The 26,616-nt window shown below is 72.7% G+C and carries 21 protein-coding genes and 1 pseudogene; 5 read left to right on the forward strand and 17 right to left on the reverse strand.

Annotation, left to right across the window (positions count from 1 at the left end; translation table 11 throughout):
• Window positions 1-123 precede the first annotated feature (123 nt).
• Window positions 124-1,341 carry an aminotransferase class V-fold PLP-dependent enzyme gene (locus OG896_RS02365; RefSeq protein WP_329361902.1) on the forward strand — a complete coding sequence of 406 codons (1,218 nt, stop codon included), beginning with the start codon at window positions 124-126 and terminating at the stop codon, window positions 1,339-1,341.
• A gap of 151 nt (window positions 1,342-1,492) precedes the next feature.
• Here the strand turns inward: OG896_RS02365 and OG896_RS02370 are convergent, their stop codons facing one another.
• The 13 genes from OG896_RS02370 to OG896_RS02430 all read right to left on the reverse strand — a co-directional run bounded on the left by OG896_RS02370 (window position 1,493) and on the right by OG896_RS02430 (window position 15,870).
• Window positions 1,493-2,740, reverse strand: a complete 1,248-nt coding sequence (locus OG896_RS02370) for a beta-ketoacyl-[acyl-carrier-protein] synthase family protein (protein ID WP_329361904.1) — start codon at window positions 2,738-2,740, stop codon at window positions 1,493-1,495.
• A complete protein-coding gene (locus OG896_RS02375) occupies window positions 2,740-2,979 on the reverse strand; it encodes an acyl carrier protein (RefSeq protein ID WP_329361906.1) in 240 nt (79 codons plus the stop codon). Before OG896_RS02375 ends, OG896_RS02370 begins: the two co-directional genes overlap by 1 nt.
• 83 nt (window positions 2,980-3,062) lie before the next feature.
• Window positions 3,063-4,439: a class I adenylate-forming enzyme family protein gene (locus OG896_RS02380; RefSeq protein ID WP_329361909.1), complete on the reverse strand. Its 1,377-nt coding sequence runs from the start codon at window positions 4,437-4,439 to the stop codon at window positions 3,063-3,065.
• Between the two features lie 71 nt (window positions 4,440-4,510).
• On the reverse strand, window positions 4,511-4,768 hold the full coding sequence (locus OG896_RS02385) for a hypothetical protein (RefSeq protein ID WP_329361911.1): 258 nt from the start codon (window positions 4,766-4,768) through the stop codon (window positions 4,511-4,513).
• A gap of 94 nt (window positions 4,769-4,862) precedes the next feature.
• Window positions 4,863-6,233 (reverse strand): aminotransferase-like domain-containing protein, encoded by a 1,371-nt coding sequence (locus tag OG896_RS02390; protein ID WP_329361913.1) that lies wholly within the window; start codon window positions 6,231-6,233, stop codon window positions 4,863-4,865.
• A gap of 302 nt (window positions 6,234-6,535) precedes the next feature.
• A complete protein-coding gene (locus OG896_RS02395) occupies window positions 6,536-7,933 on the reverse strand; it encodes a dihydrolipoamide acetyltransferase family protein (protein WP_329361915.1) in 1,398 nt (465 codons plus the stop codon).
• The gene (locus OG896_RS02400; protein ID WP_329361917.1) at window positions 7,933-8,958 is read right to left on the reverse strand and encodes an alpha-ketoacid dehydrogenase subunit beta; all 1,026 of its coding nucleotides are present in this window, start codon (window positions 8,956-8,958) and stop codon (window positions 7,933-7,935) included. Before OG896_RS02400 ends, OG896_RS02395 begins: the two co-directional genes overlap by 1 nt.
• Window positions 8,955-10,148, reverse strand: a complete 1,194-nt coding sequence (pdhA, locus tag OG896_RS02405; RefSeq protein ID WP_443057222.1) for a pyruvate dehydrogenase (acetyl-transferring) E1 component subunit alpha — start codon at window positions 10,146-10,148, stop codon at window positions 8,955-8,957. Before pdhA ends, OG896_RS02400 begins: the two co-directional genes overlap by 4 nt.
• A gap of 133 nt (window positions 10,149-10,281) precedes the next feature.
• On the reverse strand, window positions 10,282-11,778 hold the full coding sequence (locus tag OG896_RS02410; RefSeq protein WP_329361919.1) for an enoyl-CoA hydratase/isomerase family protein: 1,497 nt from the start codon (window positions 11,776-11,778) through the stop codon (window positions 10,282-10,284).
• 131 nt (window positions 11,779-11,909) lie between these two features.
• Entirely contained in the window at window positions 11,910-13,232 is a 1,323-nt protein-coding gene (gene dpgC / locus OG896_RS02415; protein ID WP_329361920.1) for a (3,5-dihydroxyphenyl)acetyl-CoA 1,2-dioxygenase DpgC, read from the reverse strand.
• A complete protein-coding gene (dpgB, locus tag OG896_RS02420; protein WP_329361922.1) occupies window positions 13,229-13,915 on the reverse strand; it encodes an enoyl-CoA-hydratase DpgB in 687 nt (228 codons plus the stop codon). The genes dpgC and dpgB overlap by 4 nt, the downstream gene beginning before the upstream one ends.
• A gap of 53 nt (window positions 13,916-13,968) precedes the next feature.
• Window positions 13,969-15,168 carry a 3,5-dihydroxyphenylacetyl-CoA synthase DpgA gene (gene dpgA, locus OG896_RS02425; RefSeq protein WP_329361924.1) on the reverse strand — a complete coding sequence of 400 codons (1,200 nt, stop codon included), beginning with the start codon at window positions 15,166-15,168 and terminating at the stop codon, window positions 13,969-13,971.
• 495 nt (window positions 15,169-15,663) lie between these two features.
• A complete protein-coding gene (locus OG896_RS02430) occupies window positions 15,664-15,870 on the reverse strand; it encodes an MbtH family protein (protein WP_329361926.1) in 207 nt (68 codons plus the stop codon).
• Window positions 15,871-16,618: 748 nt separating this feature from the next.
• Between OG896_RS02430 and OG896_RS02435 the strand changes: the two genes are divergently transcribed.
• On the forward strand, window positions 16,619-18,940 hold the full coding sequence (locus OG896_RS02435) for an ATP-binding protein (RefSeq protein ID WP_329361928.1): 2,322 nt from the start codon (window positions 16,619-16,621) through the stop codon (window positions 18,938-18,940).
• Window positions 18,941-18,968: 28 nt separating this feature from the next.
• Here the strand turns inward: OG896_RS02435 and OG896_RS02440 are convergent, their stop codons facing one another.
• From OG896_RS02440 to OG896_RS02455, 4 genes are all read right to left on the reverse strand, one after another.
• The gene (locus tag OG896_RS02440) at window positions 18,969-19,280 is read right to left on the reverse strand and encodes a hypothetical protein (protein ID WP_329361930.1); all 312 of its coding nucleotides are present in this window, start codon (window positions 19,278-19,280) and stop codon (window positions 18,969-18,971) included.
• 869 nt (window positions 19,281-20,149) lie between these two features.
• A complete protein-coding gene (locus tag OG896_RS02445; RefSeq protein ID WP_329361933.1) occupies window positions 20,150-20,881 on the reverse strand; it encodes a WbqC family protein in 732 nt (243 codons plus the stop codon).
• A 4-nt stretch (window positions 20,882-20,885) separates the two neighbouring features.
• Window positions 20,886-21,482, reverse strand: coding sequence for a YdcF family protein (locus tag OG896_RS02450; protein WP_329373627.1), 597 nt, complete (start codon window positions 21,480-21,482; stop codon window positions 20,886-20,888).
• 65 nt (window positions 21,483-21,547) lie between these two features.
• Window positions 21,548-22,615, reverse strand: a complete 1,068-nt coding sequence (locus OG896_RS02455; protein WP_329361935.1) for a hypothetical protein — start codon at window positions 22,613-22,615, stop codon at window positions 21,548-21,550.
• A gap of 293 nt (window positions 22,616-22,908) precedes the next feature.
• Between OG896_RS02455 and fxlM the strand changes: the two genes are divergently transcribed.
• The 3 genes and pseudogenes from fxlM to OG896_RS02470 all read left to right on the forward strand — a co-directional run.
• Window positions 22,909-24,138, forward strand: a complete 1,230-nt coding sequence (fxlM, locus tag OG896_RS02460) for a methyltransferase, FxLD system (RefSeq protein ID WP_329361937.1) — start codon at window positions 22,909-22,911, stop codon at window positions 24,136-24,138.
• 67 nt (window positions 24,139-24,205) lie between these two features.
• Complete coding sequence (locus OG896_RS02465; RefSeq protein ID WP_329361939.1) at window positions 24,206-24,394, forward strand: FxLD family lanthipeptide; 189 nt, start codon at window positions 24,206-24,208, stop codon at window positions 24,392-24,394.
• A 185-nt stretch (window positions 24,395-24,579) separates the two neighbouring features.
• Window positions 24,580-26,419 (forward strand): annotated as a pseudogene (locus OG896_RS02470) (lantibiotic dehydratase family protein); the annotation flags it as partial.
• Between the last annotated feature and the right edge of the window lie 197 nt (window positions 26,420-26,616).

A 26,616-nucleotide genomic window follows, 5' to 3' on the forward strand; every position in this document is an offset into this window, starting at 1 on the left:
CGCGGGGCGGCGGGCACGTAACTGTGGACACCACGGATGCTCCGACCGGCGGTTTTCTGGATTCTGGAGCCGGGAACCGCCGAACTCCGCGGACCAGGACGGTTCACAGAAGGGCACCAGCACATGACGGCCATCCAGGATGAACTGTCGAAGATGGCCGCGACGCAGTTCCCGTTGACGAGGGAACGCGCGTATCTGGACGCCGCGTGCATCGGGGTGGCCTCGCAGCGCGCGGTGGACGCCGTCACCCATTTCACCGAGCGGACCCAGTGGATTCCGGCGGATTCGGGCACGGCCCACCACGGCGAGCTGAACACGGCGCGGGACGCGGCCCGGCCGCGTGCGGCCCGCCTCATCGGCGCGCAGCCGCAGGACATCGCGCTCGTCGAGAGCGCCACCCACGGTCTGTCGATCGCCGCCCAGGCGTTACCGCTCAAGCCCGGGGACGCCGTGGCGCTCGCGGACCTCGAATACATCCAGATGGGCGTCACCTGGTCGCAGTTGGCGCGCGGCGGCATCGGCGTGCGCCGGGTCCCGCACACCGCGGGCGAGGTCTCGGTCGACGTGCTGCGGGCCTGTCTCGACGACGACGTGGCGGTTCTCGCGCTGAGTTCGGTGCAGTGGACGAACGGGTTCCGGGCGGACCTGGCCGCCGTGTCCGAGATGTGCCGCAGCCGTGGGATCTGGCTGGTGGTCGACGCCGCCCAGCACGTCGGCGCGCTTCCGCTCGACGTGTCGGCGACACCGGTGGACGTGCTGGTGTGCAGCGGGCACAAGTGGCTCAACTCCCCCTTCGGAACCGGGTTCCTCTATCTGGCGCCCGAGATCCGTGAGCGCCTGAACCGCCCGATGTCCGGTTTCTTCGCGGCCGTGCCGCCCGCCGACACCTGGGGCAAGGCGTTCCTGCGTCCCGACATCAGCCCGTTCCAGGACTTCACGTACACCGGCGACGCCCGGGCCTGGGAGATCGGCGGCACCGCGAACTACCCCGGCGGCATCGCGCTGGCCTCCGCGCTGGACCTGGTGATCGAGGTCGGGCCCGCGGTGATGGCCGACCACATCGTGGCGCTCACCGACCGTCTGCTCGCCGGGCTGGACCGCCTGGGCATGGTCGTCGTCACGCCGCGCCGCCGGCGGTACCGCTCCGGCATCGTCACCTTCACCCTGGGTACGAGCACGGCGGACACCGCCCTGATGCACTACCTGGGCGGGGCCGGTGTCGCGGTGAGCGTGCGGTACACGGCCGGCGTCGGCGGTATCAGGGTCTCCTGCCACTGGTTCAACTCCGCGGCCGACGTCGGCCTGCTCCTCGACGCGGTGGGGCACTTCACGCGCCGCTGACGGGAGCGGGACACCGGCGCGGGCGGGACGGCAGCGGTCGCCGGTACGGGCGGGGTCGCCGGTCCGGGCAGGGGCACCCTCGGCGCGGTCGCCGGTACCCGCGGGGGCACCCTCGGGCACCGGCGCGGGCAGACCACCGGCGCGGGCCGGGTCAGGAAGCCGTCAGGACGAGCGCCGCGTTGTGGCCGCCGAACCCCATCGAGGTGCTGACGGCGACGTCGATCGGAGCGCTGCGGGGCGCTCCGCCCACCACGTCGATCTCGACTTCCGGGTCGAGCCGCGTGAGGTTGGCGGTGGGCGGCACGCAGTGGTGGGCGACGGCGAGTGCGGTGTAGGCGGCCTCGATCGCGCCGCACGCGCCCAGCGTATGGCCGATGACGCCCTTGGTGGACGTGACCAGGGGCCGGTCGCCCAGCACCCGGCGCAGCATCCGGCCCTCGGCCGCGTCGTTGAGCACGGTGGCCGTGCCGTGCGCGTTGACGTGGTCGACGTCGGACGGCCCGAGTCCGGCGTCCGCCAGGGCGGCGCGCAGTGCCCGCTCGATGCCCTGGCCGCTCGGGTCGGGCGCGGTGGGGTGGTGGGCGTCCGAGGCGCTGCCGTATCCGCGGACCACGGCGTGCACCCTCGCGCCCCGGGCCCTGGCGTCCGCGGTCCGCTCCAGGACCAGGACGCCCGCGCCCTCGGCGGCCACGAACCCGTCCCGGCCCGCGTCGAACGGGCGGGAGGCGCGGCCGGGTTCGTCGGTACGCCCGGACAGCGCGCCCATCTTGCCGAGCGCGGCCAGCACCAGCGGGGTCAGCGCGGACTCGGTGCCGCCGGCCACCACCACGTCGCAGACGCCCGACCGCAGGAGTGCGCGTGCGGTACCCACCGCGGTGCCGCCCGCGGCGCACGCGGCGGCGCTGACCTCGCTGGGTCCCTTCGCGCCGATGTCGATCGCGACGTGGCCGGCGACTATGTTCACCATGAACATCGGGATCGTGAGCGGGGAGACCTTGCGGGGTCCCCGCTCCAGCAAGGCGGTGTGCTGGCGTTCCAGGGACTGCATCCCGCCGAGCGAGTTGCCGAGCACGACGCCCACCCGGGTGCCGTCCCACCGCGCCGGGTCCCAGCCCGCGTCCGCCAGGGCCTGGCGGGAGGCGACGATCGCCAGCTGCGCGAACCGGTCGAACCCCCACGCGGAGAAGCCCCCGAGGAGGGCGTCGGCGTCGAAACCCGGTACCCGGCAGGTGACACCGGCCGGGAGGCCGCCCAGCGGCTCGTCCGCCGTCGCGCACGACCGGCCCGAGGTGACCCGGTCCCAGTTCTCCTTCACCCCGATGCCGGCCGGCGTCACCAGGCCGAGCCCGGTGATCGCCGCCCCGAACGACGCCTTCTCCCCGCCCGTCGGAGCGCCCATCAGAGCGCGGCCTCCCGTGTCTCGACGAGCTCGGCGGCGTCGCGCAGGGTCATCGATACGGTCAACTCGCCGTCCTCGATGGGGACCCCGAACTCGTCCTCCAGGGCGAGTCCCAGCTCGACGAGCGTCAGGGAGTCGAACCTGAGCGCCCCGAACGCCGATTCCGGGCTGATCGCTCCCCGCTCGACCTTGAACCTGGTGGACAGCACCGCGGCCATCCGCTCTTCCGTGGCATTCATACCGTCGCTCCTGACGTGTGAGGCGCGTTGCCCACGGGCCGGCTGCGGGCGTGCTCCCGTACCCGTCCCGTGCCGATGGCGGATCACTCCCACGGGTGGGACCTGAGCAGGTCCCTGTTCCGGAGGATCTTCCCGCTCCTGTTGCGGGGCAGGGCCGTCGCTCTGAAGACGGCCTTCGGGACCTTGAAGGGGCCGAGGTTCAGCCGGCACCAGCGGATCAGCTCCTCGGACGGCGGAAGCCCCTCGCCGCCGACGTACGCCTCGATCGCGCCGCAGTGGACGACGACCGCCTCCTGGATCGCCGGATGGCCGCGCAACACCCCTTCGATCTCGGCCAGATCGACCTTCATCCCGCCCACCGTGGCGACGGAGTCCAGCCGCCCCAGGATCGCCAGCGCACCGGTCTCCTCGTCCAGCGCGCACCGGTCGTGGGTCCGCAGCCAGCCGTCCGCGTAGCGGTCGGCGTCACCGCGCAGGTACGGCGAGCGGTCGACCCGTACCTGGAGTTCCTCGTCGACGGACCTGAGTTCCACGGTGTCGCCGGCCGGGTAACCGACCCACGGCGCGCGGTTCCTGGACCCGGTCAGGTCACCGGTCAGCATGCCCGTCTCGGTCATGCCGTAGATCTGTCCGACGGGCACGCCGTACTTCGCCAGGAAGCGGTCGTAGACGGCCTCGGGGAGCGGTTCACCGGCCGACAGGGTGACCCGCAGCGACCGCGGGGGCGGGCCGGAGGCGCGCGAGAGCAGGTCGAAGTGGAAGGGGATGCCGAAGACGGCGTGCACGTCGGCGTCCCGGGCGGTCTCCAGGACCGCGCCGATGCGGGTGCCGGCCGGGAGCACGAGTTCCGCGCCCGAGCCGAGCGCGTGCAGGAACCCGCCGATGAGGCCCACGGTGTGCACGAGCGAGTTCAGCAGGAGGACGCGCTCGCCCTGACCGGGCATGCCGTCCAGGGAGGCGTAGCGCACGAGTTCGTCCCGCAGCGAGCGGCCGGTGCGCCCGATCACCTTGGGCACGCCGGTGGACCCGGAACTGAACTGCACCAGGCAGATGTCCTCGTCCGCGGGACGGCCGCCGGGCCGGGCGGAGACCACGAGCGGGCTCTCCTCCACGAGCCCGGTGCCACTGCCGCCCGGGCCCGCCGCGGCGACCAGGAACTGCGGCGCGCACAGCGCGGCCAGCCGCTCCCGCTCGGCGAGGGGGGTGCGCGCGTCGAGCAGGACGGTCTGCGCGCCGACGGACCACAGGCCGACCAGTGCCTGCATCAGGGTGAACCCGGGCGGCACGTACACGGCGACGGACGCCCCCGGGCCGATGCCCTGGCGGCGGAAGAGGTCCGCCAACTCCCGTGCCCCGGTGCGCAGTCCGCCGCGGGTGAGACGCCCGCGGAGCCGGGCCAGCGGGGCGCTGTCGGGCCCCCGGTCCAGAAGTTCCTCGCCCCACCATGCTCGGGTGGCCATGGTTCACTCCTCCTCGACGTCGGGTTGCCGATCGGTTGGTGCCGGACCGGGTCCGGCGGGCGCCTCCTCGGTCACACGGCCGTGGGTGCCTCGGTGTCGGCCGGGAAGTTCTCGGCCAGGTAGAGGTGGATCTCCCGGACCGAGGCGAATCCGTGCAGGATGGCCGGCTCCGGTTCGAGTTCGATGCCGTGGAGTTCCTCCAGGAGGTGCTGGAGCATGACGAGCGAGAAGGAGTCCATGGCGAGCGGGGTGTCGTAGCCGACCTCTCCGGACGCCTGCATGGACAGGGCTTCCGTCACGATCTTCTGAAGGTCGCTCTTCCTGATCACGGTGGGGGTTCCTCTCGCCGCGGCACGGACGCGTGCCCGTGGGCTTCATGGGAGGTCGGTCGTGGGGACCGCTCGCGGTCGGGTGCGCTCGGGCTCAGGCTCTCGGTCCGGCCCTGACGACTTCGGCGGTCTCGGCGGTCTCGGCGGTCTCGGCGGACCCGACGGTCTCGGCGGTCTCGTGCCGGGTCTGCTCGGCGACCAGATCCGCCAGCCGGTCGAGGCCGGTCCCGATCTCCGCGGGGGTCAACAGGCTGCACGACAACCGCAGTTGGTGGTCGCCCGCGCCGGGTTCCGGGTAGAAGTGCCCCATCGGGGTCCACAGCACCCGGTGGGCGCGCGCCGAGTGTTCGAGCATCTCGTCGTCGGCGCGGAACGGCACGGAGAGCACCACGAAGAACCCTCCGGTCGGCACGTTCCAGCGGACCTCTCCGGCCTGGCCGGCCGGGAAGCGCTGCCGCAGGCCGTCGCAGACGAGGTCCAGGTTGCGCCGGTAGGACGCTCTGGCTTCCGCGTTGGCCGCGTAGAGGCTGAAGTCGTGTTCCAGCAGCTGCCCCGCGACGAGGGCCTGGCTGATCGGCGAGGTGTTGACCGTCACCATGCTCTTGATCTTCGCCAGTTCGTCGGCCAGGTACCCGGTGGACCGCCCCTGCACGGTCACCCGCTGGTCGGCCACGGCGAAGCCGACCCGCACGCCGGGCGACGCCGTCTTCGCGAACGATCCGAGGTAGATGACGCGGGCCTCCTCGTCGAGCGCCTTGAGCGTGGGCAGCCGGTCGCCGCGCCCGGTGAAGTGGCCGTAGGGGTTGTCCTCCAGCAGCAGCAGGTCCTCGCGCGCCGCCACGTCGAGGAGCCGGCGCCGGGTCGGGATGTCGAGGGAGAGGCCGGTCGGGTTGGAGAAGTCCGGTACCAGGTACAGGCAGCGCGGCCGCAGCCCTTCGCCGCGCGTGGCGCGCAGCCGCTCCCGCAGGTCGTCGAGGTCGATGCCGCGCTCTCCCGACGCCACCGGCAGCACCGGCATGTCGACCAGCCGTGCGGCGCCGGTGAAACCCGCGTAGGTCGGTGACACCGCGAGCGCCACGTCCCGCCCGTCCCGGCGCAGCGCACGCAGGACCAGCAGCATCGCCTCCTGGGCGCCGACGGTGACGACGACGGACTCCGGGTCGGCCGTGATGCCCTCGTCGACCGCCAGGTGGCGGGCGACCAGGTCGGCCGTGATGCCCTTGGTCCGTCCGTACTGGAACAGGGTGCGGACGATCCGGCGCTCGTCGAAGCCCCGTTCCGATGCCAGGAACGCGCAGTACCGCCGCAGGTAGCGGTCCAGGTCGCCGACGCGGAAGAAGTCCTCCGAGGGGCGGCCCGCCGCGAAGGACACGGCGTCCGGGTAGCGGTCGGCCACCTCGTTCAGGAAGGTGACCGAGTCCAGCGACGGGTCGCCCACCGCCGCGTGCAGATCTGACAGCTCCATGCCGCCCACTCTCCGGCCGAGCGGCGGGCCGCGGCTATCGGCGATCTCCACCGTTACGCCGTCCACGTCGTCGTGTCGTCCGGGTCATCCGGGTCGTCCGGGTCGTCCGCCCGTGGGAGCCGGGCGGGGACGGGCAGGCGTCCCGGACCGCGGGAGCCGGACCCGGCGCGTCCTCCGCGGCCCTCCGCGTGCGGTCGACGTCGGAGTGGGGGTGCCTGCCGGACGCGGGCACGGCGGGCTCCGCGCGTACGGCGGAGCCCGCGCTCGGTGCGCGCCCTGAGCGATGCGCTCAGCGGGTGCGCTCAGAGGGTGCGCAGCGCTGTCGCCGGCTGCTCGACCCGGTCGGCCACGTAGCGCAGGAAACCGCCGGCCACGCCGCCGTCGCAGACACGGTGGTCGAACGTCAAGGAGAGCTGGACGACCTGGCGGACCGCCAGTTCGCCCTGGTGCACCCACGGTTTCGGCACGATCCGGCCGACGCCGAGCATGGCGGCCTCGGGGTGGTTGATGATCGGGGTGGACCCGTCGACGCCGAAGACGCCGTAGTTGTTGAGGGTGAAGGTGCCACCGGTCACCTCGGCGGGCGCCAGTGCCCCCCGCCGGGCACGGTCGGTCAGGCGCGCGAACTCCCGCGCCAGCGACTCGGCGTTGCGGGTGTGCGCGTCGCGCACGACCGGCACGACCGCGCCCCGGTCGGTCTGTACGGCGAAGCCGAGGTGCACGGCGGGCAGCCGCACGATCTCCCGGGCCGCCGTGTCCACCCTGGCGTTCAGCTCGGGGAACCGGTCGAGCCCCGCCGTGCAGAGGCGGGCGAGCAGCGCGAGCACGGAGATCTTCGGCCCGCCCGCCTCGTTCATCACGGCGCGGGCCGCCATCAACTCCGTCGCGTCCGCGTCCACCCAGCAGGTCGCCTCGGGAATCTCCCGGCGGCTGCGGGCCATCTTCGCCGCGACCGCACCCCGTACGCCCTTGAGCGGCACCCGCACACCGTCCTCCGCCTCAGCCGAACGGACGGGCGCGCCCGGCGCTCCCGAGGCGGGCCGCGGGTCGGGGGCCCGCGCCGTCCCCTGTGCGATCGCCCGCTCCACGTCCGACCGCAGGATCAGCCCCTGGTACCCGCTCCCGGCCAACTGCCGCAGATCGAGGCCGCTTTGCCTCGCCAGCCGCCGCACCAGCGGCGACACCACCGGGGCCGGCCCGCTCGCCGCGGCCGGACCCCGCGCACCCGTACCCGCGCCCGCACCCTGCGCGGGCACAGCGTCCAGCGGGGCGCCGTGGGCCCGTGGGCCGCCGGCCACCACCCGGCGGCGGCGCGCGGAGGGCGCCGCCGTACCGTATCCGACCAGCACGCTGCCCGAGCCGCTCGCGCCCGCCCCGGGGTCCGGGGAGCCGGACGGGCCGGGCGCGGTCCCGGCCGGCGGCCCCTCGCCAGACACCGGCGCCGCGCTCTCCCCGTCCACGGCGACCGTCAGCAACGGCGCCCCGACCGGCAGTTCGCTGCCCTCCTCACCGAAGCACGCCGTCACCACCCCGCCATACGGACAGGGCACCTCCACCCGCGACTTCGCCGTCTCCACCTCCACCACCGGCTGGTCCACCACGACGACGTCGCCGACCGCCACCAGCCAGCCCACGACCTCCGCCCCGGTCAGCCCCTCGCCGAGATCGGGCAGCCGGACCTCACGCACCCGGGGGGCCATCAGCGCTCCACCTCCCACTGGAGCCGGGCGACCGCGTCCAGCACCCGGTCCACGCCGGGCAGATGGTGCCGCTCCAGCATCGGCGGCGGATACGGGATGTCGAACCCCGTCACCCGCAGCACCGGCGCCTCCAGATGGTGGAAGCACCGCTCGCTCACCCGCGCGGCGATCTCCCCGCCGGGACCAGCGAAACCCGCCGCCTCGTGCACCACCACCGCGCGCCCGGTGCGCCGCACCGACCGCGCCACCGTCTCGTCGTCGAAGGGCACCAGCGACCTGAGGTCCACCACCTCCAGGTCCCAGCCCTCGGCGCGCGCCGCCTCCGCCGCCTCCAGGCACACCGGCACGCTCGGCCCGTACGTGATCAGCGTGGCGCTGGAACCCGAACACCGCACCGCGGCCCGGCCGATCGGCCCCACGGCCGCCGGCGCCTCCGGCGACCACGGCGCCTTCGACCAGTAGAGCCGCTTCGGCTCCAGGAACACCACCGGGTCGTCGGAGGCGATGGCGGCCCGCAGCAGCCCGTAGGCGTCCTCCACGGTCGCCGGGGTGACGACGTGCAGGCCCGGCGTGGCCATGTAGTAGACCTCCGACGAGTCGCTGTGGTGCTCGACGCCGCCGATCCCGCCGCCGTAGGGGATGCGTACGGTCAGCGGCATCCGCATCGCGCCGCCGGTACGGTTGCGCATCTTCGCGGCATGGCTCGCCAGTTGCTCGAACGACGGGTAGGCGAAGGCGTCGAACTGCATCTCCACCACCGGCCGCAGCCCGTACATGGCCATGCCGACCGCCGTGCCGAGGATGCCGGCCTCGGCGAGCGGCGTGTCCGTGCACCGGTCGTCGCCGAACTCCTGCGCCAGGCCGTCCGTGATCCGGAAGACGCCGCCGAGCGTGCCGACGTCCTCACCGAACACGTGGACCGAGGAGTCCTCGGCCATCGCGTCGCGCAGGGCGCGCCGCAACGCCTGGGCCATCGTGGCCGGTCGGGCCGCGAGCGCGGCCGGCTGCTCGGCGAGCGCGGTCATCGGGCGCCGCCCCGCCCCGGCACGCCGGCCGCTTCCGCCGCCGCGTCCGTCTCCGCCGCTTCGGCCGCTTCCGCCGCTTCCGCCGCCGCGTCCAGTTCCGCCCGCAGCCCCCGCGCCTGCTCCTCCAACTGGCCGGTCCGCCGCGCGTACACCTGCCCGAACAGGTCCATCGGGTCGAGCACCGGGTCCGCGTTCATCCGCTCCCGCAGGCGCGCCGCCATCTCCTCCGCCTCTCCCGCGGCACGAGCCGCCGCCGCGTCGTCCAGCAGGCCCCGGCGCCGCAGCACGCCCGCCAGCAGGTCCACCGGGTCGTACGCGCGCCACGCGGCCACCTCGTCGTCCGCGCGGTACCGCGCCGGGTCGTCCGCGTTCGTGTGCGCCTCCACGCGGTACGTGACGGCCTCGACGAGCGTCGGGCCCCCGCCGCCGCGCGCCCGCTCCACCGCCTCGGCGAGGACCGCGTGCACGGCCGCCACGTCGTTGCCGTCGACCAGCCGGCCCGGCATGCCGTACCCGACGGCCTTGTGCGCCAGCGTCGGAGCGGCGCTCTGCTTCGCCAGCGGTACGGAGATCGCGAAGCCGTTGTTCTGGACGAGGAAGACCACGGGCGCCCGCCACACGGCCGCGAAGTTCAGGGCCTCGTGGAAGTCGCCCTCGCTGGTGCCGCCGTCGCCGACGAGGGCGAGCGCCACCACGTCGTCGCCCTTGAGGCGGGCGGCGTGCGCGAGACCCACGGCGTGCGGCAACTGCGTCGCGAGCGGAGTGCACAGCGGCGCGACACGGTGCCGGTACGGGTCGTAACCCGTGTGCCGGTCACCGCGCAGCAGCGTCAGGGCCTCCACCGGGTCCACGCCGCGCGCGACCACGGCCAGCGAGTCGCGGTAGCTGGGGAACAGCCAGTCGCGCTCGGCCAGGACGGCCGCCGCCGCCACCTGGCACGCCTCCTGACCGGTGCTCGACGGATACACCGCCAGCCGGCCCTGCCGGGTCAGCGCGGTGGCCTGCGTGTTGAACCTGCGGCCCCGGACCAGCCCGCCGTACAGCCGCAACAGCAGCGCGGGATCGGCCGCGGCCTCGGCCGGCGTGCCGAAGACGCGAAACGGCCGCTCGTCGGGGAGCAGTGCCGCCGCGGCGGGGCACTCCCGCCGGTAGGGCGGTACCGGCCGGCCGGTCAGCTCAGGACCGGTCAGCTCGGGACCGGCCGGGGCGGGACCGGCAGGGGCGGGACCTTCCGGCGACGGGGTCCTGCCCGACGGGGTCCCGCTGTTCTTCACAGGCGCGCTTCCACCCCGGCTCACGGCTGCGCCTCCACCCCGGCGCACCTCAGGCCCCGGCCGGGCGTCGGCGCGACCGGTTGACCCAGGTGCGTTCCAGGTTGGCGATGAGGTCGGGGCTGTACATGCGGACGGCCTGCTCGATCGCGTACGCGGCCATGTACCGGCGGAAGACGTCCTCCGGCTCCTCACCGATCGCCAGCATCCGCTTGTTCGCCGCGACCGCCGGGTTGTCCAGGTGCGCCGCCGCGCGCTCCACCGCCGCGTCCAACTCCCCTGCCGGCACGACCTGGTCGCACAGCCAGGACGCCGCCGGATCGCCGGCCCGCAGCCGCCGGCCCCAGAAGATCATCTGCCGGCTCAGCCGGCTCCCCGTCGCGGGCACCAGCCGCAGGTTCGCGGCCCCGGGCACCAGCCCCTCGTCCATCGCGGGCAGGCTGAACCACGCGTCCTCGGCGGTCACCACCCGGTCCAGCGCCAGCAGGATCTGCGTGCCGCCGCCGATCGCGAACGAATCCACCGCGCCCACCCACGGTTTGGCCACGCGCGCGGGCAGCCCGCCCGGACCGTCCTCCCCGTGGTGCAGCCCGTGCACGAACTTGGCGAGGTAGCCGACCTCGCGCCGCAGCATGAAGCCCACCAGGGAGATCCTGCCCTGGAACAGGTGGGTCAGGTTGATGCCCGCGCTGAACACCCGCCGGCCCCGGTGGGCGGGATGCGTCATCACCCCTCCGCGCAGGACGCCCACCCGGCTGCCGTCGTCGAGCAGCACCAGGTCCGTCGCCGTCTCCAGGGCTTCGACGAGGGCGTCGTCCTCCGCGTTCAGGTAGGCGTCGTTGCAGACCTCCACCTGGGCGATGCCCTCCCTGCGGGTCACCGAGACGGTGCCCAGGTCCGCGCGACCGGTGGCGCGGAACCCGGGCAGCGCCGCCAGTGACCGCCGGGTCGGCCGCAGCATCGCGCGCAACAGGTGCGGCCCCGCGACAGCCGAGCCGAACAGGGCCTGGAAGAGGAGGCCCTGGTCGATCTCCCACCCCTCCTTCTCCCACTGCGGCAGCCGCGCCTCCGCCGCCAGGCGCTCGGGCCCCGGCACCAGGCCAGGACAGCGCTCGGCGGCGAGAACGGCGATCTCCTCCACCCGCAGCGACCGGGTGAGTCCGTCGGTCAGCTCCTCGTAGAGCCGCTCGGCATGGCGGTCCAGGAACCTCCGGCGCAGCAGGCGGGCCCGCTGGTGCAGGCCGTCGGCGCGCCGCTGCGGGTCCTGCGAGCGCCTCGCCTTCGGCGGCAGCGCGTCCACCGCCCGTACGAGCTCCACCAGGCAACGGGACACCCGCTGCCGGTCCGTGCCGAACGCCCCGCTCAGCGTGGGAAGTTCACGGCCGGCCGCGAACCCGCCGTCCGCGATCCCGCCGTCCGTCCGGGCGGGATGCCCCGCCTCGCGCGAGGCCGGGACATCGGCGTCCCCTCCGGCCGAGAGCCAGGATGTGGACGGCTTGACCCCCTGTGGCACCGTCACCGACGTGGCGTCCGAATCCGCAAGTTCCATACGGCCCACTCTCGGTCCGGTCGCACGCCCCGGACCATCCGCGATCGCCGCCGTTACGTGCGCGCGGGGCCGCCGGGGAACCGGTGGCGGCCCGGCTCGGGGACGCGGTGCCCCCGGGCGCGCCGGACCGGTCACCGGTGCAGTTTGGCGAGGACGTCGGGGCTGTAGGCGCGTAACGCCTGCTGGAGCGCGAACTCGGCGAGGTAGGCGCGCAGTTGCTCGGCGGGCTCATCCGCCAGGTTCAGCATGGCCCGGTTGGCCGCCACGGCCGGGTTGGCCAGCCGGGCCACCGACCCGGCGACCGCGGCGTCGAGCGCGTCCGGGGCCGCGACCTCGTCGAAGACCAGGCGCGCGGCCGGCTCGCCCGCCTCGATCCGGCGGCCCCACAGGACGACCTGGCGGGCCTGGCGGGCGCCGAGGAACCGGGTCAGCCGCAGGTTGGCCACGCCCGGCACGATGCCCTCCTGGGCGGCGGGGAGGCTGAAGTAGGCGTCGCTCGCGGCCAGTACCCGGTCGCAGGCGAGCAGGATCTGGGCGCCTCCGCCGATGGCGAACCCGTCCACCACGCCGAGCCAGGGCTTCTGCGCGTCCGTGCCCGGCCAGGGCCGGTCCGCCCGCACGAGTCCGCGCATCATCTTGCTGAGGTAGCCCAGCTCGCGGCCGAGCAGGAAGTCCACGAAGGAGATGGCGCCCGCGCGCAGCTCCTTGAGGTTGATGCCCGCGCTGAAGACCCGCCGGCCGGCGTACCGGGGATGGGTCATGACGCCGCCCCTGAGCACGCCGACGCGCACCTGGGGGTCGAGCAGGACGAGGTCGACCAGGGTCTCCAGGTCGGCGACGTGCTGGTTGTCCTCCGCGTTGAGGCAGTGCGTGTTGGTGAGGGTCACGAAGCCCGCGCCGCGCCGGCGTTCGAGCCGCGCCGCCTTGAGGACCACCTCGCCGGTGTCCCGGAAACCGGGCAGCAGCTCCAGCGCGCGGGGGGTCGGGCGCAGCATCGACTCCATGAGGTGGGCGCCCGGGCCGGGAGCGCGCAGCAGGGCGCGGAAGAGGATTCCCTGGTCGATCTCCCACCCCTCCTTCTCGGACTGGGGGCGCGCCGCCTCCTCGGTCATCTGCCGCGCGGAGGGCGCCAGGCCGGGGAAGTCCCGGCCGGCCGCGTGGGCCACTTCCACCAGGCGCAGGTGTGCCGTCCGGCCGGCGGTCAGCGTGTCGTACACCCGCTCGGCGTGCAGCTCCAGGAAGGCGGTCCGCAGTTGGCGTGCCGCGTCGTGGAGGTGCTGCGCCCGGGTGGTGTCCGCCAGGCTCCTTCGCGCCCGCGGGGGCATCGCCGCCAGTTGCCCGGTCGCGTTCCGCAGGCGGGCGGTGGCGCGTTCACGGTCGGTGTCGAAGACGCCGGTGAGCGGCACGGGGGCGGCCGGCGGCTGCCGGTCCTCGGCGGTGGTGGCCGCGGTCACTTGCCGTCCTCCGTCAGGTCGATACGGCGCAGGGCCCGGTCGCAGGCGGCCAGATGGCTCCCCAGCGCCTCCTCGAAGGAGACCGTGCCGGCGTCGAGCAGGAGCCGGCGGCGCAGGGCCGGCTCGGTCCCGGCGGAGTCGGCGGCCCGCTTCAGGACGGCGGCCAGCGCGGCGCCGGCGTCCTGGGTCACCTCGTCGAGCACTCCGGCGGCGTGCAGGGCCGGTACGCCGGTCTCGCCCGGGAACAGCACGAGCCGACGGGCCGTCGCCAGGCCCACCTGCTGCACCAGCCGGTACAGGGCGGTCCCCGGCCACATGCCGTCGGTCCTGGTGCCCGCGTCCAGCGTCGTACCGGGTCCCGCGACGCGGTGATCGGTGGCCAGCAGGACCTCCAGGCAGGCCTGGTTGCACCGGCCCGCGACGATCCCGACGGTCAGCGCGTCGAGCCGTTCCAGTCTGCGCAGCGCGTTCTCCCACTTGCCGACCAGGTGCACCTGCGCCGGTCCCGGCCATGCGGCGGGCGCGTCCTTCGACCCGGTCAGCCGCACCACCAGGACCCGGCCGCCCCCGGCGTCCTCCACCCGGTCGCAGGCGTCGGCGAGTTCCGCCACGAGGCCGGGTGTCAGGGGGCGGGCCACGTCGATGTCGGCTTCCACGACCGTCTGCGAAATGGTGGCGTGCATACTGCGGACTCCTCCTGCGGGGTCGGTACCGGGCGTCGGTGCGGGGCGCCGGCTCAGAAGCGGACGAGGGCGGTCTCGATGGTCGAACCCGGGCCCATCGTCATGAGCACGCCGTGATCGCCGGGCCGGGGCACGCCCTCACGCACCAGGCGGTCGTACGAGAAGAGGAACGACCCGCTGGACACGTTGCCGAAGTCCCGCAGGACACCGGTCGTGTGGCGCAGGTCGTGCCGGGACAGGCCGAGGTTGACCCGCACGGAGTCGATGACCTTCTTGCCGCCCGAGTGCACCACCCAGTGCGCGAGGTCGCTGCGCCGCAGACCGGTGCCGGCCAGTAGCCGGTCGACCGCGGTCTCGGCGTGCGCCCCGACGACGTAGGGCACGTCCCGGTCGAGGAAGAAGCTGAACTTCCCCGCGGTGTCGTCCCAGTCGTAACGCATCGCCGGGCACGCCTCGGGGATGAGGTGGCTGGCGAACTTGAGGAGTTCGGGTCCTGGTCGCGGTGCCGGTCCCGGTCCCGATCGCGGTCCCGATCGCGGTCCCGGTCGTGGTCCCGGTCCCGGTCCTGTGGCGTCCGCCGGGCCGGTGCTGAGCGCGACGGCCGCCGCGCCGTCGCCGAAGAGGCTGTTGACCACGGACGTGCGCATCGTGCCGTCGATGACATAGGCGGCCGAGCAGACCTCCACGCACACCATGACGGCCACCCGTCCGGGGTTCGCGCTGCTCCAACCGGCCACGGCGTTCAGCGCGTTGAGGCCCGCGTTGCAGCCCATGCCCACGACGTCGAGCCGGCCGGTGTCGACGGCGAGACCGAGTTCCTTCATCAGCAGGGCGCTGAGTCCCGGCGTCAGCAGGCCGGTGCTCGACACGCAGCACAGATAGCCGACGTCGTCCTGCGACAGCCCCGCGGCCGTCAGGCAGCGGCGCAGCGCGTCGGCGCCCATGGCGATCCCCTGGGCGGCGTGCTTGCGCAGCAGTTCGCCCTGGGTCTCGACGTGCGGGCGCCCCAGCCGGTCACGGGGCGGGAGGGTGAGGCAGCGGCGGTCGATCGCGCTGTTGGCGAAGACCGAGCGGACGCGTGCGTCGGTGATCCCGAAGAAGTCGAGGACTTCCTCCTGCGTGTAGGAACGGGTCGGGACCGCGGTGCCCACGCCGAGAAAGGTCGGTCCGGCACGGCGGGGAAGGGGGGTGCCGCCCGGTCGGGGGACGCGGGCGGCCCCCGTCTCGGCGGTCGCGGCACTCAGCGTGTTCATGGGCTGATCAACCTCCAGTCGGGACCGGCGGAAGGGCCCCGTGGACGTGGCACCACGGGGCCGTCCGACCGGTCTCCGGGACTCGGCGCACGTCGCCGGAGTACGCCGAGTGGTCCGCGGACCTCCTCGGCGCAGTCCGCACGGTTGCGTAACCCGCTTTCCCCGCCCGGCTCCTGCGGACCGGGCGGCGGGGTGGGCCCGCGGGCGCGGACCGAACCGCTCGCGGAGGTGCCGGGTGCGCCGGGTGAGCCGGACGTGCGGGGTGCGCCGGGTGCGCCGGGTGCGCCGGGGCGGAAGGGCCCCCGCCCCGGCTTGGTGGCCGACGGCTTGGCGGACCGCCACCGACCGACCGGCCGGCCGGCTCGCGACGCGGAGAGCACCCTGACACCGGGGCGCGCGTGCCGGCCGGGTGACCCGCCGCGCGGCACTTCCCGATCGGTGCACCGCCTGGGATCGGTGCCCGGTCGAGCGGGCGCGCGCGACGGGAGCCGCAACTCACCCGTCCATGGCCTCGACCAGGCTCTTGGGCCGCATGTCCGTCCAGTTCTCCTCGATGTGGGCAAGGGCACGGGTGCGGCCGGCCCGGTCGAGGCCCACGCGCCAGCCGTCGGGCACGTCGAAGGACGCGGGCCAGAGGGAGTGCTGTCCTTCGTCGTTGACCAGCACCAGGAACTCGCCGTCCGGTTCGTCAAAGGGGTTCATGCCCCGAAGGTTCCAGACATCGAACACTTCGGGTATCGGTGATGCCCGCAGTTACGCCGGTTCGCGCCGCCGGGGCCCGTACCACCGACCGCTGAAGCCCGCGTCGGCAACCTCACCCATGAAATCCGCGCAGACTCGTGATTCAAATGAAGAATGTGCGTCATTTCCCACCGGAGAAATCGCTCAGATGCGGCAACAGGAAGTGCGCGGCGGCCGGCGCAGGTCCCCTGACGCCGGCCCCGGACCCGTACGGACGGCAGGAAGGCGATGCGCCCACCTCGTGACCTGCGCCGTGTGCCACCCGGACCGGCGGCGTACGGTCCTCACCGGCCGGGCGACCGACCGGAGTTTATCCGCCATCCTCTTTTCCGGATGACCGAAATCAGCCTCACTCGGCGGTGTGTTCAGCCCCGCACGCGGACGGAAACCCGCGAGCGTATACCCGCCTGGCCTCCCGACAAGCCGGAACGCTGTCATAATATGACGAAAGATGAAGCCTTGAAACCCCGGTCAACGGGCCCTACGATCACAGCGTCTGACACCTCGTCACCATCCATGAGATCCGCCATGTCCACCGCGCGAGACTTCCCCCCATTAGTGTCGTGGAGTTTTTTTCATGGTTCATCCGAATTCCATGCCGCATTCCTGCAATTCCTGTGGCACCCCGCTGGAAAAAGGATTGAGAACGGAAGGCACGTCCGCTCGGTACTGCTCGAACGCGTGCCGGCAGCGCGCCTATCGACGGCGTATGAAGAGCGAGTCTCTGGCGACGGAGACGTCCGGTGATCTGCTGACCCCGCTGAGCAGCTTCGTCGGCCGGGTGGACGAGATGGTGGAGGCGAGCAGACTGCTGCGGGGCACCCGGCTGCTCACGCTGACCGGAACCGCGGGCACCGGGAAGACCCGGCTGGCCCTCGAAGTGGCCAGGAAGGAGCAGCGCGGCGGGCGCCAGGCGATCGTGGTGGTCGAACTCGGGGCGTGTGCCGGACCGGAGTCCGTGGCCAGTCGCGTCTTCGCCGCGCTGCACGGCCGTATCGACGCCGACACGCTCTTCGCGGAGGCGAAGGGGCCTGGCGTCAAGCTGTCCGGCTGGCTGGTGGTGATCGACAACTGCGAGCACGTGATCGGCGAGTGCGGGCTCCTGGTGGGCCGGCTGCTGGCCCGGTATCCGGGGCTCCAGATCCTCGCCACCAGCCGCGAGGCGCTGCGGATACCCGGTGAGACCGTCTACCCGGTGAACGGGCTGCCGCTGCCGGACCCTGACGGCAGGCCCTCGGCCGGCGAATACCTTCGATCGGACGCGGTCCGGCTGTTCGCCGACCGGGCGCGCGCCGTGGTGCCGGACTTCGCGCTCACCCAGGAGAACGCCGCGGACACCGGGGCGGTCTGCGAGCGGCTGGGCGGCCTGCCGCTCCCCATCGAACTCGCCGCACAGCTGATCCGGACCTTCTCGGTGGCCGAGTTGCGGAAGCGGCTGGACGACCCGCTCTCCCTCCTGGTCGGCGGGTGGCGGACGGCGTCCACCCGGCACCGGAGTTGGCGGGCGGCGCTCACCTGGAGCTACGACCTGCTCAAGCCGATGGAGCAGTTGCTGTTCCGGCGGCTCTCGGTCTTCCCGGGCGGCTTCGGCGTGGACGCCGCGGTCGCCGTGGTCACCGACGAGGTCCCGGCGTCGTCGGTGCCCGGGCTGTTGACGGCGCTCGAATCGAAGTCCGTCATCCGGTCCCCGGCCGGCCTGGGTCGCGAGGAGGCGGGGGCCGGCAGGTTCCACATGCTGGAACCGGTCCGATGTTACGCCCACCAGCAACTCCGCGATCTGCACGAGGAGGAGCAGGCGTACGAAGGACTCACCCGGTGGCTGACGGCCCTGGTGAGTCCTTTGTGGCGAACGGGGATCGCCTCCCGGGAGACGGTGCGCACGGCGGGGGCCGAACTCGCCAACCTGCGGCACGCCCTCGAAGGGCCGACCGCCGACGCTGACGAGCGCCGGCTGCTGCTGGTGGGCGGGCTGGTCACCCTGGAAACGGACCCGGACCCGGACCCGGAGGCCGGTACGGATACGGCCCGCCTCGTCCACGGCGCCTTGCGCGCCGCGAAGCCCGAGGCGCGCTACCGGGCGATCGCCCTGGAGGCAGCGGCGATGCTGGCCGCTCGGCGCGGCGCGCACCGCGAGGCGCTGCACACCATGCAGGAGGCGGTCGACCGGGAACGCGCGAGCGCGCCGAGCCCCCTGCTGTGCCGCCTGCTGCTCCGGCTCAGCCTGCTGAAGGAGCACGCCGGCGACCGTTCCGGCGCCCTCGAGGACCTCACGGCGAGCGTCCGCGCGGGCGAACAACTGGCGGACGAGCCGACCTTCGCGGTGTGCGTGGGCCACCTCGCCAGGCACGAGTTGGTCCGCGGCGAGCCCGCCTCGGCGGCCCGGTTGATCGACCGGGCGCTCCCCGCCGTACCCGCCGTCCCGCCGGAGTGGCAGTGCGACATCATGCACGTGGCGGGGGCGCTCGCCGTGGAGTGTGACGACCTCTCGACGGCGGAGCGGCACTTCACCGCGCCGCTGCGGTCGCCGGCAAAGCGCCCCGGCGACGCGGCCGGGCTGATCGAGGGGCTGGCCGTGGTGGCCGTCCGGCGCTTCCAGTTCGAGCGCGGGCTCCACCTGATCTCGGCCGCCGAGGAGATGGCCGAGTCGGTCACCTGCGGGCTGCGGTCCCACCCTTGGTGGCGTCAGCGGGTCGAGGCCGCCAGGGCCGCCGGCATCAACGGCCTGACCTCCCGGGCGGACCGCGAGCTGGCCCTGGGCCGTTCGCTCCGCCCGGACGAGGTGGTGGCGTACGCGCTGGGCGACGCACCGGCGGCGCCCCCGGCGCGGGACGAGGCCCGGCACGGCCCGCTCAGCCCGCGCCAGTGGGCCGTGGCCGCCTTGCTGATACAGGGATTGACGAACCGTCAGATCGCGTCGCGGATTCACGTGTCGGTGCGCACGGTGGAGACCCACGTCCGCAACATCCGCGGCACCCTCGGCCTGCGCTCGCGCTCCCACATCGCGGCATGGGCCGCCCAGGCCCAGCAGTGACGCGGCGTCGGCGGCCCCTCGGGGGTACCTACAGCCACGGCACAACGGCCGTCGTCACGGTTGGACGACGGCGCATAGGTGCTGGGCATGGTCCTTTCCGGTCGACCTTCCCGGTCCCATCGGACTGCCGCTTCACCTCGGCGGTGATCGACTGACGCCCACCAGGATCGGAGTCGGCCAACTTGCCGCTGTCCGCCCGGTATTTCGGCCAGTGCGACGAGTCACCGCAATCGGAGATCAGCACCGTGGTGGGGGCCGTCGAAGGAATGGCAGGGGTCACTTTCGGATCGTTCTTGGGCGCCCCCTTCATCACCAGCCCGTTGACGTGATCCGCGTACATTCCCCGCGAGACCGTGGAAAGCGCGTCCCCTGACGCGTGGTCGGCGAGCCGAGGGGACTTCCAATCCGAAGCCGTCGCTGCCTGCGCGATATCCCGCCACATCCCCAAGTACGCGGCGGTGGCAGCCGATCGAGCTGCCCGCTCTGCACTTCCGGTGGACGTCGCCACAGCGCTCGGCCGGATCGATGGGTGCTCCGGCGCACTACCTGTCGGCCGCGGCCCGGACCCACCGGACCCGCCCGAAGGACTGCACGCAACCAGCATCACCATGCCCAGCGCCAGGCTTACACCTCCCACCAGGGCAGTCCGGCCACCCGCGGGGCACGCCCACTCCTCGCCGTTGTCTCCACTGACGCAGCACCTCGCTACCGACACGGACAACCCGCTGTCGTGAACAAGCACCACGTCTATTGCCCGCCCCCGCACTCTCTGCAAGGAGTGCGCGGGCGCACCAGCGAACCAACTTCTCCGATAGAACGTCGAATTGACCGAATCCCACCGGCCGCACGGCGAAAACGCAGCGCACACTGCGGCGGTTCGCCCGGGCCACCGCGCAGAGAGCCCGTGCGCCCATCGTGCTTCGCAGCCATCAGCGATATAACGTGTTGCCGTGGCCCGATCGCAGATCTCACACAATGCAAAGGGATTGCAAACCTCTTGCTGAGCCGCAGGTCAGAAAGGGTCCGTCCCGCCAGCGCGGGGGTGTTCCGCGTAGCGCCTAATTAGGCACTTTCCCCGTAGGCCGTCCCGCCAGCGCGGGGCGTTCCAGCCTGCGGTGGCACGCTCGGCCAGGATGAACGTCCGCGCGGCACCGGGCGGGAAGGTCGGCGCGGCCGCGGCGAACATGTGGGGAAAAGCGGGTGCGACGGTCAGGGGGCTGCGCGCTGGTGGTCGATCGCGGCTCGCACGTCGGATGGGCCGTAGGCGGCGAGTGCCCAGAGAGCGGAGATCTGCGCCGCGCCGGTCCACAGGCCGTCGGCGGCCGGCGGCCGAAACGCGCGGACGTTGAGGTGTTGTTCGGCGAACGGGCGAGGGTCGAGGTATCGCAGGCCGCCGGTGCCGCAGAGGTAGGTGTCGGCGCTGACCGCGGTGGTCAGGTCGGCCAAACGTGCCGATCGGTCTGAGGAAGCGGAGAGGTCACTGCTGCGGACGACGGAGCCGCGCCAGCCGAGGAGACTGAGCAGGGCGAGAGTGGTGGCCTCGGCGACGGCCGCTGTAGGGGTGGTCTCGGTGAGGGAGCGGAGGACAGGTTCGAGTGCGCTGCGGAGCAGCGGCCAGTGAGGGCTGGTGCGGTAGAACTGCGCGGGTAGCTGGCCGAGGCGGCGGGCCGTGCGGTGCGGGTCGGCGAGTCGCGCATCGCGGATCAACGTCGCTCGCCCGTCGGGGAGATGGGTTTCGATGGAGAGCCACTTGCGGTGCTGGGGGTCGGCGAGTGCGGCGAGGCGGGCCCGGTGCTGGTAGTCGCGGCGGGCGAACTGGACGTCGTCGAGGACCACCCAGACGTCGGCCGCGTGGATCTTCGCCAGGGTGGACAGGCGGGGCAGCAGGTTGGGCTGGTGGATCGCGCACGAACGCGCCAGTGGCGTGTTCTGGCGGCTCACGTGGTCAGGAAGGGAGGAGCCAGCTGTCGTAGCCGCGGGCGCGGAGGCGGTCGAAGGCATCGCGGACCCCTTCCGGGACGTGCTGCTCGATCGCGAAGCCGCGCTTGGGGTACTCCATCACCCGCTCCATGTCACCCATGAGCATGTCGATGAACTGCTTCTCGTCGTCGTGCGTCGTGGCGTACTCGTCGTACGACAACGGCTGCGAGACACAGACCGGGTCCACTTCGGGCCACAGCTTGCGGCACGTCGCGTAGGCGCGTCGCTGCATGTACGGCATGGAGATCAGGAGCAGGGTGGTGACGGCGATACCCGCGTTCTCCAGCACCTCGCGGGAGAAGGCGATGTTCTGGCCAGTGTTGGTGGCCTTGGGCTCCAGCAGGATCGCCTGGTCCGGCACCCCCAGGGAGAGCGCGTGCTCCCGGTAGTGGGTGGCCTCGCCTCGGGGAAACCTCTCCTGGGTGGCGACGCTGGTGTCGCCGGTGAAGACCACCGCCGGGAACATACCGCCGTGGTAGAGGCCGGCGGTGGTGGTGGCCACGCCGAGATCGAGGCTGCCGAGAGCGATCGCGGCAGAGCAGGGCCTCGGCTCGTGGCCCATCTGGTGGAAGTCCCAGATGATTCGGGCGTCGGCCCGGTCTGCGTCGCTGATCGTGGCCTGGCCGGTCACACGTACTCCCCGCTGTTGCGCACGCTCTTGATGCTTCGCAGTTGGTGATTCAGTCCGTACTGGCGGGCGATCTCCGAGGCCCGGTCGAGCACGTCGTTCCCCGCGCTGCGGGTGGCCCGGTCGGTGAGCAGGATGTGGCCGTGCGCGGTATCGATCTGGACGCGCTGAAGCGGGGACTCGAAGCGGCCGTTGCTGCGGGCGGTGTCGATGTAGGCCAAGGCCCGGGTCAGGTCCCCGGCCCCGCGGTGGGCCAGTGCCAGCTTCTGCTGGGCGGTCGCCCAGTCCTCCGGTTCGTCCAGTTCCACGAACCGCTCGGCTGCCTGTCCCATGACCTGGATGGCGAACGTGTTGCGGCCGTCCTTGGCCAGCGCGGTGCCGATCCACAGGAGGGCGCGGGCACGGTCGGCGGAGCCGAGCCGTTCGTCGTCGGTGAGCTGCTGGTAGCGGGTGGCCGCGGGGGTGAGGCGTCCGCTCATTTCCGTGACCACGGCGAGGGAGAGTTCGAGCTGCGCGGCCCGGCGGGGGATGCCGAGTTCGGTGAACAGGTCGTGCGCGTCGGTGTAGAGCCGCCTGGCGGTCAAGAGGTCCTGAAGGGTCCCTTGCAGACGGCGCAGATCGCCGGAGAGCGTCAACGAGCGCCCGTACAGGTACAGTCCGCGGTCGTCGAGGTCACGCACCTGGGCGCGGCCGAGCCGGCGTTCCAGGAGCGTGGCGGCGAAGTCGAAGTCCTGGCGGTCGAGGCACACCACGATCCGCTCCAGGTCCTCCGCCCACGTCTCATGGTCGTCGACCGCGGACACGGGGGTCCTGCTCGGCCGTGGTCGCCGGGGACCGGCGAGGAGTTGCTCGAAGCGGGTTTGGGCGGCGGCATCAGCCCGGGTGAGGGCCGTATCGAGGATGGCCTGGGTGTCCGGCCACGGGCAGGTGCCCGTGCCCAGCTTCTCCCACTTGGAGACGGTGCGGATACCGACACCGAGATGGGCTGCGTAGCCCCGCACACTCATCCGCAGCGCCTGCCGCAGCAGGCCGGCCTCGCGGCCGGTCCAACGTCTCACGCTCGTCACAAACCGCCTCCCTCGTGCCGTCATGGAATCACGGACGGTGTGCGAGGGGCCACGGAAGTGCCACAACGGTGCAACGGCCGTTCATTCCCGACAGGGTGGAAGAGGGCCAGGCTCGAAGGGTTCAGCCCATCCGTCACGCTCCGGAGGACATACGCGTGGCCCCCTTCGCCGAGCACCGCCCGTACCGCTTCCTACGGCTGAGGCCGCCTACCGCTGCCCTCAACGGCCCTGTCCGGCATGGCTACTGCGTCCAGCCGAGCGCGCCGACCCATACGAGCAAAGGAACCACCCGCATGACCGATACGACCGGCGGACCCGACGACGCCGTCGAGAGGGAGTTGCGCGATGCCATGGTGCAGCGCCTCATCGGACTCGGCACCGCTCGGGACTCCCGGGTCGTTGCCGCGTTCCGGTCCGTACCGCGGCACTTGGCGACTCCCGACGTCGATAGGGCGAAGTCGTACGACGCGGAGTTCGCGGCCGTGACCAAGACGGACGCGACGGGCGTGGACATCAGCTCGGTGTCGGCCCCGAGGGTCCAGGCGCTACAGATCGAGCAGGCCCGGATCGAGCCGGGGATGACGGTGCTGGAGATCGGGTCCGGCGGTCCCAACGCCGCCTACCTCGCGGAGATGGTCGAGGAGGACGGCCGGGTGCTCACCATGGACATCGACTCCGACGTGACGGCCCGCGCATCGGCGTTCCTCACGGCGGCCGGATACCCGAACGTCACCGTCCTCACCGCCGACGCGGAGGACGGCGCGCCCGGCCACGGGCCCTTCGACCGGATCGTCGTCACGGTGCAGGCCGCCGACATTCCCCCCGCGTGGATTCACCAGCTCAAGGAGGGCGGCAGGCTCGTCGTCCCGCTGCGGATGCGCGGCATGACCCGCACCGTCGCCTTCGTCCGCGCCGGCGACCGCCTGGTCAGCGACGGGTTCGAACTGTGCGGCTTCGTCCCGATGCAGGGCGCCGGCGAGAACCGGGTCCGGCTCGCCGTCCTCCACGACACGGAGGGCGAACAGGTCGCCCTGCGCCTCGACGGTCACCCCGAGCCGGACACCGCAGCGCTCGCCAGATCGCTGTTCACACCGCGGGCGACGGTGTGGTCGGGGGTCACCCTGGGCGGCACGGAGTCCAACGAGCACCTGGACCTCTGGTTGACGACTGCCTTGGACAACCTTCCGCTGATGGCGGCGGAGCCGGGCGCCCGCGAGCGCGGGTTGGTCGCCTCCGCCTCGCCGCTCGGTATCCCGACCCTCGTGGAAGGGAGCAGCTTCGCCTACCGGACCGTACGGGCCACGGACGTCGAGGACCGCTACGAGCTGGGGGCGATCGGGCACGGCCCGCACGGTCAGCAGCTCGCGCAGCGCCTGGTCTCCGAGATCCGGATCTGGGACCGCGAGCACCGCGGTGACCAGGCCCGCATCGAGGTCCACCCGGCGGGCACCCCGGATCACCAACTCCCCGCGGGCCGCCGCATCGAACGGCGCCACACGCGGGTCACGATCACCTGGCCGTAAGCCCTTTCCGGGCCGACGGTCAGGCGGCACAAGGCACATCCCCACCCACTTCTTCGGGAGGCATGTCATGGCACAGCAGAACGCGTCCGTCGTCCCCAAGGCGGCGACGGACTACCGAGGCGACGCCGACTTCGACCTCGACGTCCAGACCGTCAGCGCGGCTCCCGTTCTGGGTTCGCTGCTGAATGACACGAGCGACAACTGCACCTCCACCTGCCAGTCCGCCTGTTCCAACAGCACCTGCATCGGCGGCTGATCCCTACCCCTGTCCCGGGGCCGAGCGGCACCCGCCCGCTCGGCCCCGGGCACCCCGAGAGGGAAGGAGGCACGATGTACCACGCGCTCGACGCCGGCGTCATCAGAGCATCCGTCATCCCGACAGCGGCTCCGGTGCCCTCCTGGCCCGAGGACTTCACCGATCGCGCGCGACTGCGCGAATGGATGGGGGAGGTCTGGGCGGACGCACTTCGGGCCGAGGCCGTCACCCATGCCGCGCCCACACTCGCGCGGGCCGTCCGCAAAACGCTCAACGGCACCGCCCACCCACCGCGCGTCGAGAGCACCGCGCGCTCCTTGGCCCGCTACCTGTTGCGGATGCAGCATCGCGCCACCCCGTTCGGCCTGTTCGCCGGGGTCACCACGGTGCGGTGTGGGCAAAGCGCTCAAGCCCGTTGGGGAAGGGAGCACCGGGCGTTCGCCGGGGTCGACGCCAGGTGGCTGCACGAGATCATGACGGCGCTGGAGCGCGACCGAGCCGTGCTGCCGCACCTGACGGTCATGGCGGACCCGACATGGACCGCGCAGCGTGGTCCCCTACCAGCCGGGCACCGACGGCCCGACCAGCACCAGCCTGCGCCGTACCCCGGCCGCCGAGAAGGCGCTGACGTTGGCCGCCACCCCGATCCGGGTCCGCGACCTCACAGCCAAGCTCCGAGCGGGCTACCCCAGCACGCCCGCTGCCACCATCGACGCGATGGTCACCAGCCTGGTCGGACACCGTGTTCTGCTGACCGATCTCCAGCCGCCGACGACCACGGGCGACGGGCTCGGCCACCTGATCCACCAGCTCGAACAGGCCGCAGAGGACCTGCCTGCGGTCACGCTGCTGCGCCAGATCCACCGCGCCCTCCAGAGTCACGACGAAGCCGACCCCGATAGCCAACCTGCCCTGCGCGCACAGGCCGCCGAGGCAATGACGGCTCTCGCTCCGGCCGCGGAACTCGCCCTGGCGGTGAACGTCCGCCTCGATGCCGAGATCGTGCTGCCGGAGCTGGTCGCTCGTGAGGCCGAGCAGGCGCTGACGGCCATGGCGCGCATCACGCCGTATCCGAACGGCTCACCGGCCTGGAAGGACTACCGGGCGCGGTTCCTGGAGCGGTACAGCGTGGGCACCGTCGTGCCGCTGCGGGAGCTCACCGATCCGGACACCGGGCTCGGTCTTCCCGTCGGCTACCGAGGCAGCGTGCTGCCGCGACCCGTCCTCGCCACGACACCGCGCGACGAACACCTCCTCGCGCTCGCCCAGAACGCGGCGCTCACCGACCGGCGCGAGGTCACGCTCACCGACGCGGACATCCAGGCCCTGTCCGCCGGCGAACCGACCCAGCTGCCCGCCCACGTCGAGCTGTGCTTCACCGTACGCGCCAGCTCCCTGGACGACGTCGACCAGGGCCGGTTCGCACTGTCCACCGTGGGCCTGTCGCCGGCCGCCGGCACGACCACCGGACGGTTCCTGTCGATGCTGCCGCCCGACGAACTGACCCGACACACCAGGGTGTACGAGTCCCTGCCGACGCTGGCCGCCGGCGCGGTCCGGGCCCAGATCTCCGCTCCCCCGATGAAGCAGCAGACGTACAACGTCGCCCGGGCCCCCGTGGTCGCTCCCGAGGTGCTGGCCCTCGGGGAGCACAACCCCGCCGCCACCCTCGACTTGAACGACCTCGGTGTCGTCGCGGACGCTCGCCGCCTGTACCTGGTGTCCCTGTCCACGGGTCGCGTCATCGAACCCTCGGTGATGAACGCCGTCGAGTTGAGCCACGCCACGCATCCCCTGGTGCGGTTCCTGTGCGAGGTGCACCGTTCGCACGCCGCGATCCTCATCCCCTTCGCCTGGGGTGCCGCGGCCCGCCTGCCCTTCCTGCCCGAGGTCCGCTACGGCCGGACCATCCTGTCCGCCGCGTGCTGGCGGCTGCGCGCGGAAGACCTCGGCGACGGGAAGGAATGGATTCTCAGGTTCACCAACTGGCGCGTCCAGTACGGCGTCCCGCGCACCGTCTACGTCGGCTCCAGTGACCAACTCCTCCGGCTCGACCTCGACCTGGCCGCCCACCGCCATCTCCTGCGGCACGAACTGAACCGCCACCGCGCCGTCGTCCTGCACGAGGCACCGGACGAAAGCGCCTTCGGCTGGATCGGCCACACCCACGAAGTGGTCCTACCCTGCGCCTCCGACCAGCCACCCGCCCCGGCTCCCGCGCT

This window comes from Streptomyces sp. NBC_00669, assembly GCF_036226785.1.
Lineage (GTDB): Bacteria > Actinomycetota > Actinomycetes > Streptomycetales > Streptomycetaceae > Actinacidiphila.